Source organism: Winslowiella iniecta (assembly GCF_001267535.1).
Classification (GTDB): Bacteria; Pseudomonadota; Gammaproteobacteria; order Enterobacterales; family Enterobacteriaceae; genus Erwinia; species Erwinia iniecta.
Window position 1 is genome coordinate 1 of record NZ_JRXE01000025.1, and the last position, 6,163, is coordinate 6,163.

Annotated in this window: 6 protein-coding genes and 1 pseudogene; 6 read left to right on the forward strand and 1 reads right to left on the reverse strand. The window is 53.9% G+C overall.

Annotated features, from left to right (window positions below):
• Positions 1-312 (reverse strand): annotated as a pseudogene (locus tag NG42_RS16555) (autotransporter domain-containing esterase); the annotation flags it as partial.
• Between the two features lie 208 nt (positions 313-520).
• Here NG42_RS16555 and NG42_RS16560 point away from each other — a divergent pair.
• The 6 genes from NG42_RS16560 to NG42_RS16585 all read left to right on the forward strand — a co-directional run.
• Entirely contained in the window at positions 521-1,081 is a 561-nt protein-coding gene (locus NG42_RS16560; RefSeq protein WP_052901033.1) for a DNA-3-methyladenine glycosylase I, read from the forward strand.
• A 122-nt stretch (positions 1,082-1,203) separates the two neighbouring features.
• Positions 1,204-1,863, forward strand: a complete 660-nt coding sequence (locus NG42_RS16565; RefSeq protein ID WP_052901036.1) for an OmpA family lipoprotein — start codon at positions 1,204-1,206, stop codon at positions 1,861-1,863.
• Between the two features lie 106 nt (positions 1,864-1,969).
• Positions 1,970-2,992: a LacI family DNA-binding transcriptional regulator gene (locus NG42_RS16570; protein WP_052901038.1), complete on the forward strand. Its 1,023-nt coding sequence runs from the start codon at positions 1,970-1,972 to the stop codon at positions 2,990-2,992.
• A gap of 174 nt (positions 2,993-3,166) precedes the next feature.
• Positions 3,167-3,856, forward strand: a complete 690-nt coding sequence (locus NG42_RS16575) for a sugar phosphate isomerase/epimerase family protein (protein ID WP_053115828.1) — start codon at positions 3,167-3,169, stop codon at positions 3,854-3,856.
• Positions 3,857-3,921: 65 nt separating this feature from the next.
• Entirely contained in the window at positions 3,922-4,875 is a 954-nt protein-coding gene (locus tag NG42_RS16580) for a sugar kinase (RefSeq protein ID WP_052901041.1), read from the forward strand.
• A 92-nt stretch (positions 4,876-4,967) separates the two neighbouring features.
• On the forward strand, positions 4,968-6,163 hold a 1,196-nt coding region (locus NG42_RS16585), incomplete at its 3' end, for an MFS transporter (protein ID WP_052901213.1).

The window sequence follows — 6,163 nt, forward strand, 5'->3', positions numbered from 1 at the left end:
ATACAGGCCATCGGCATCAGCACGCCCGCCGTTGGCGGCGAGATAGTTTTGTACCTGATCCTGAGTATTATCTTGTGGGTTGAGTGCCGGTACTGCCACCGCGCCACCCGCCGCGAAATTAGTGCCGCCCTGTTTTGAGGGGTTCAGCACCTGATTAATCTTTGCCGCCAGAATATCGTCATAAAGCGGATGTGAACTGCCATCCCAGGTATAACGGCCATTATTTCCGCTATCACTCAGACTATCGCCAAAGACATATAACTGATCCCAGGCGTTTGCCGCCAGCGGATGTAACAAAATCCCTGTCACCATCACCGCTCCAGCGGATAAACGGCGACCTTTGCGCTGTCTTTTTTGCAGCATCATAACCACTCCGAAAAAGAGCCAAATTGGCGAAGTGTTTGTATTATTAATGAGCTAAGGTGCAATCTCATTCCATTGAGTAACTATTGACCGATTAAGCAGCAGTTCAGGGATAAAAACAACACATTTTGCGCCTCTATTGATAAGGAGTTTAGTCATGCAGCGATGCGGCTGGGTAACACAAGATCCGCTCTATATTGCCTATCACGATCGGGAGTGGGGTATCCCGCAAAACGACGGTAACGCGTTGTTTGAAATGATCTGTCTGGAAGGACAACAGGCGGGGCTGTCATGGATTACGGTGCTGAAAAAGCGTGAGAACTACCGGCGCGCTTTCCATAACTTCGATCCGCAGGCAGTGGCGCTGATGGGCGAAAAAGAGGTCGATCACCTGATGCAGGACAGCGGTCTGATTCGTCATCGCGGTAAACTTTCAGCCATTATCGCTAATGCGCGTGCGCTGCTGGCAATGGAAGCCCGGGGCGAAAATTTTTCGCGTTTTATCTGGAGCTTTGTCGACAATCAGCCGCAGGTTAATCAGCTAAAAAACCTGGCAGAGGCACAGAGCAAAACCCCCGTTTCCGACGCGTTGTCAAAAGCATTAAAAAAGCGCGGTTTTAAATTTGTTGGATCGACCACCTGTTACGCATTTATGCAGGCCTGTGGGCTGGTAAATGACCATGTTATTGACTGTTTTTGCCATCCTCGTAATCTTTAGTCGCCAGACTTTACATTTTAAGACTTAACCTTAAGTATTTTCCTCATAATTAAGCGGCATAATCGTGCCGCTTATAGATGTACAGACATTGACATCTGTGAATTCGATTTGAGGGAAAACCCATGAAAAAAAACATTATCACTATCGCCTTGTTACTGAGCGGCACTATCGCGCTTTCCGGTTGTACCACTAACCCTTACACCGGTGAATCACAGGCCGGTAAATCCGGTATTGGTGCCGGGCTGGGTGCCGCCCTCGGCGCAGGTGTTGGCGTACTCTCTTCTTCCAAAAAAGATCGCGGTAAAGGCGCACTGATCGGCGCAGCAGCAGGAGCCGCTCTGGGCGGTGGTGCCGGATACTATATGGATGTGCAGGAAGCAAAACTGCGTGACAAGATGAAAGGAACTGGCGTTAGCGTCACCCGTAACGGTGACAATATTATTCTGAATATGCCAAGCAACGTCACCTTTGACTCCAGCAGCAGCTCACTGAAACCGGCCGGTGCCAATACCCTGACCGGCGTGGCAATGGTGCTGAAAGAGTATCCAAAAACCGCAGTGAATATTATCGGCTATACCGACAGCACCGGAACCCGTGCGCTGAATATGAAACTGTCGCAGCAGCGTGCTGACAGCGTTGGCAGCTCGCTGATCACCCAGGGGGTGGCGGCTAACCGCATTCGCACCAGCGGGATGGGGCCGGATAATCCGATCGCCAGTAACAGTACTGAAGACGGCAAAGCACAAAACCGCCGTGTGGAAATCACCCTCAGCCCACTGTAATCCCCTCGTCAGCAGGGGCGCGTGCAGCCCCTGCCCGATGCAGGATTAACGCCGGATAAAAAAGCTGTGCTAGTCTCTGGCTGAATCTGAACGCCAAAGGAAAGCCATGAAGCGCAAGGCTGCACGAGCCACCATCAGCGATGTCGCCAAAGCGGCAAATACCGGAAAAACCAGCGTTTCGCGTTATCTTAACGGCGAACAACACGTGCTGTCCGACGATCTGAAACAGCGCATCGAAACGGCCATTGCCAGTCTCGATTACCGACCCAGCCAGATGGCACGCGGACTGAAACGTGGCCGCACCCGCCTGATTGGCCTGATTATCGCCGATATTACTAACCCCTATTCGGTGGATGTCCTTTCCGGGATTGAGGCCGCCTGCCGCGCGCAGGGCTTTACTCTGCTGGTGTGTAATACCAATAATGAAGTCGACCAGGAGCGCCACTACCTGCAATTACTCAGCAGCTATCAGGTAGAAGGGATCGTGGTTAATGCCGTCGGCATGCGTGAAGAAGCGCTGAACATGTTGCAGCAGTCGCTGCTGCCGATGGTGCTGATCGACCGTAAAATCCCTGATTTCGCCTGCGATGTGGTCGGGCTTAATAATACCGAAGCGGCCACCGCCGCCACTGAACACCTGTTGGCTAACGGTTATCAGGCGATTTTATTTGTCAGCGAACCGCTGGGACTGGTCAATACGCGCCTCGAACGCTTAGAGGCGTTCAAATCGACTGCGCAGCGCCATCCGCAGGCGATCGCTGAGCAGGCAGAAGTCGCGCTCAGTCAGGGCGCGAAGCTCGACAATATCCTGCAAGATTTTTATCAACGTCATCAATACCATCGCTGCGCTTTAATGGTGGTCAATGGTGCACTGACCCTGCAAGTCGCACGTTCATTGCGGCGTCTCAATTTACACTGGGGCAAAGATATCGGCCTGCTGGGCTTTGATGAGCTGGAGTGGGCAGAACTGGCGGGCGTCGGCATCACCACGTTAAAACAGCCGACCTGGCAACTTGGCTACACCGCGCTGGAGCAGGTGATTCGCCGTATCGAAGGCAGCGAAGATCCGATCCGCGAGCAGATGTTTTCCGGTGAACTGGTGGTACGCGGCTCGACCTTGCCAGTATAATCCACAGGGGGAATGCATCCCCCTCCACTTTCGCCCGCCATAATTCAGACAATCCCGCACGAATAATTGCTCACATCGTGAGCGCGATCATAATTTCACACTCTGCTCCTTTGCTTTGGAACCGGTTCCATTTAACGTTTTTATAACGTCGAGGCGACTGGCCCGGAGAGAAAGATGAAAAGAGAAGTGATTGTAGTGACCGCCGCTTATGGTCATCAGCAGGTTGAAGCTCTCGGTGGGCAGCGTGCGCTGTTGCCGATTATTGCTGAAGCCGGCGCGGATGGCGTTGAGATTCGCCGTGAACTGCTGAGCGACACCGAACTGCAACAGTTAACCGAACTGGGAAGCGCGATTGCACAGCATCAGCTGATCGCCTTCTACTCGGTGCCGGAAGCGCTGTTTATGGCGGATGGCACACTTAATCCGGCGCTGGATCAGCGGGTTGCTGAAGCCAGGCAACTGAACGCCCAGCTACTGAAATTCTCATTAGGCCATTACCCACGCGGTTTTGACTGCCACGCGCTGCATCAACAGCTGGCGGCGTATCCGCTGCACGTGGTGGTGGAAAACGATCAGACCGACTGCGGCAAACAGCAGGCGCTGGAAGATTTCTTCCAGGATTGCGCCGACGCGCGTATGCCAAACAGCATGACCTTTGATATGGGCAACTGGCTGTGGGTCGGCGATGATCCGCGCGTCGCGGCCAACAGTCTGGGTCGTTTCGTCAGCTATATTCATGTTAAGGCGGCCACGCCTCATCACGATACTTTCCGCGCCATTGCGCTCGACGACGCCGATAATCTCTGGCGCGAGCTGCTTAAACTGTTGCCTGCGGCGGCTCCGCGCGGCATCGAATTTCCGTGAGAAGGTGACGACCTGGTGGCCGTTACACGCCACTACGTTAACCTGCTGCGAGAGGAGTAATCCTGATGACAACCCATAGCAATGGCATGCTGGATGCGGTCACTATCGGCGAAGCGATGGCGATGTTTGTCGCCCGCGAAACCGGCGATTTGGCCGCCGCCGAGAGCTTTATCAAGCGAATTGCCGGTGCCGAACTGAATGTGGCGATTGGTCTGGCGCGACTGGGGCTGAAAGTGGGCTGGGTCAGCCGCGTCGGTGACGACTCCTTTGGCCGCTTTACCTGTCAGCAACTGGATAAAGAGCAGGTCGATCATCGCCAGGTCACGACAGATAACCGCTACCCCACTGGTTTTCAACTGAAATCAAAAGTCGATGATGGCTCCGATCCGCTGGTGGAATATTTCCGAAAAGGCTCGGCCGCCAGCCACCTTTCGGTTGAAGACTTCAATCACGACTATTTTGGCGCCGCACGCCATTTACACCTGAGTGGCGTCTCGGCCGCGCTTTCCGACAGTTCACTGGAACTGTCGAAATATGCGGCGAAAGAGATGCGATCGCTGGGGAAAACCATCTCTTTTGACCCGAATCTGCGCCCGGTGCTGTGGTCCAGCGAACGTGAGATGGTCAAACAGTTAAACCTGCTGGCGGAGTATGCCGACTGGGTGTTACCCGGCGAAAAAGAGGGGAAAATGCTTACCGGCTACAGCCAGCCAGAAGCTATCGCTGACTTTTACCTCGATAAAGGCGTCAAAGCGGTGATTATCAAAACCGGCTGTGACGGTGCCTGGTACAAAACCTCCACCGGCGAGAAAGGCCAGGTGGAGGCGATCCGAGTGGAAAACGTGGTAGATACCGTTGGCGCAGGCGATGGCTTTGCGGTTGGCGTAATCAGCGCGTTACTGGAAGGCAAGTCGCTGCCGCAGGCGATCAAACGCGGTAATAAAATCGGCTCACTGGCGATTCAGGTGATTGGCGACAGCGAAGGGCTACCGACGCGCGCTGAACTCGGCGACTTTTAGCGTCGCGCTGATCGGCACTGCCCTGCAATAAAACAAAATCGCATCGATCCTAAGCGGACCAGAATGCGGCCACCTCAACAGAGGATTAGATTATGAAAAAGCATACGATCGCGCCTAAACGCTGGTGGTACATCATGCCCATCGTGTTTATCACTTACAGTCTGGCGTATCTGGACCGGGCGAACTTTAGTTTCGCCTCAGCAGCAGGGATTAATGACGATTTAGGCATTACCAAAGGCATGTCATCGTTGCTGGGCGCGCTGTTCTTCCTCGGCTATTTTTTCTTCCAGATCCCCGGCGCGATTTATGCAGAACGCCGCAGCGTCAAAAAGCTGATTTTCTGGTGTCTGATCCTCTGGGGTGGCTGTGCGTCACTGACCGGCATTGTCAGTAATATACCGATGCTGGCGGCGATTCGCTTTATTCTCGGCGTGGTGGAAGCGGCGGTGATGCCCGCCATGCTGATTTATATCAGCAACTGGTTTACCAAATCCGAGCGATCGCGTGCCAATACCTTCCTGATCCTCGGTAATCCGGTCACGGTGCTGTGGATGTCGGTGGTGTCGGGTTATCTGATTGAATCCTTCGGCTGGCGTGAAATGTTTATCATCGAAGGCTTCCCGGCGGTCATTTGGGCTATCGCCTGGTGGTTTTTGGTGCAGGACAAACCGGCACAGGCCAAATGGCTGAGCGAGGATGAGAAAGCCGCGCTGCAAGCCGAGCTGAAGAAAGAGCAGGAGAGCATTAAAGCGGTACCGAACTACCGTGAGGCGTTTAAATCACGCAATGTGATCCTGTTGTGTATGCAGTATTTCGCCTGGAGCATCGGGGTTTATGGATTCGTGCTGTGGCTGCCATCAATACTGCGCAACGGTACACAAATGGGTATGGTAGAAGCAGGCTGGCTTTCTGCGGTGCCTTATCTGGCCGCCACCATCGCGATGATTGTTGTTTCATGGGCGTCGGATAAGTTACAGAACCGCAAACTGTTTGTCTGGCCGCTGCTGTTGATTGGCGCGCTGGCCTTTTTAGGCTCCTATCTGGTCGGTCCGGGAAATTTCTGGCTGTCCTACGCGCTGCTGGTAGTTGCCGGAGCGGCGATGTATGCGCCTTATGGCCCGTTCTTCGCCATCATTCCGGAAATGCTGCCGCGTAATGTTTCCGGTGGCGCAATGGCACTGATCAACAGTATGGGCGCACTTGGTTCATTTACCGGCTCGTGGTTTGTCGGCTATCTCAACGGCGCGACCGGCAGCCCGTCAGCCTCTTATATCTTTATGGGTGCGGC

Coding starts and splice junctions, on each gene's coding strand:
- NG42_RS16575 (WP_053115828.1), top strand. CDS start 3,167: ATGAAAAGAGAAGTGATTGTAGTGACCGCCGCTTATGGTCATCAGCAG.
- NG42_RS16560 (WP_052901033.1), top strand. CDS start 521: ATGCAGCGATGCGGCTGGGTAACACAAGATCCGCTCTATATTGCCTAT.
- NG42_RS16570 (WP_052901038.1), top strand. CDS start 1,970: ATGAAGCGCAAGGCTGCACGAGCCACCATCAGCGATGTCGCCAAAGCG.
- NG42_RS16580 (WP_052901041.1), top strand. CDS start 3,922: ATGACAACCCATAGCAATGGCATGCTGGATGCGGTCACTATCGGCGAA.
- NG42_RS16565 (WP_052901036.1), top strand. CDS start 1,204: ATGAAAAAAAACATTATCACTATCGCCTTGTTACTGAGCGGCACTATC.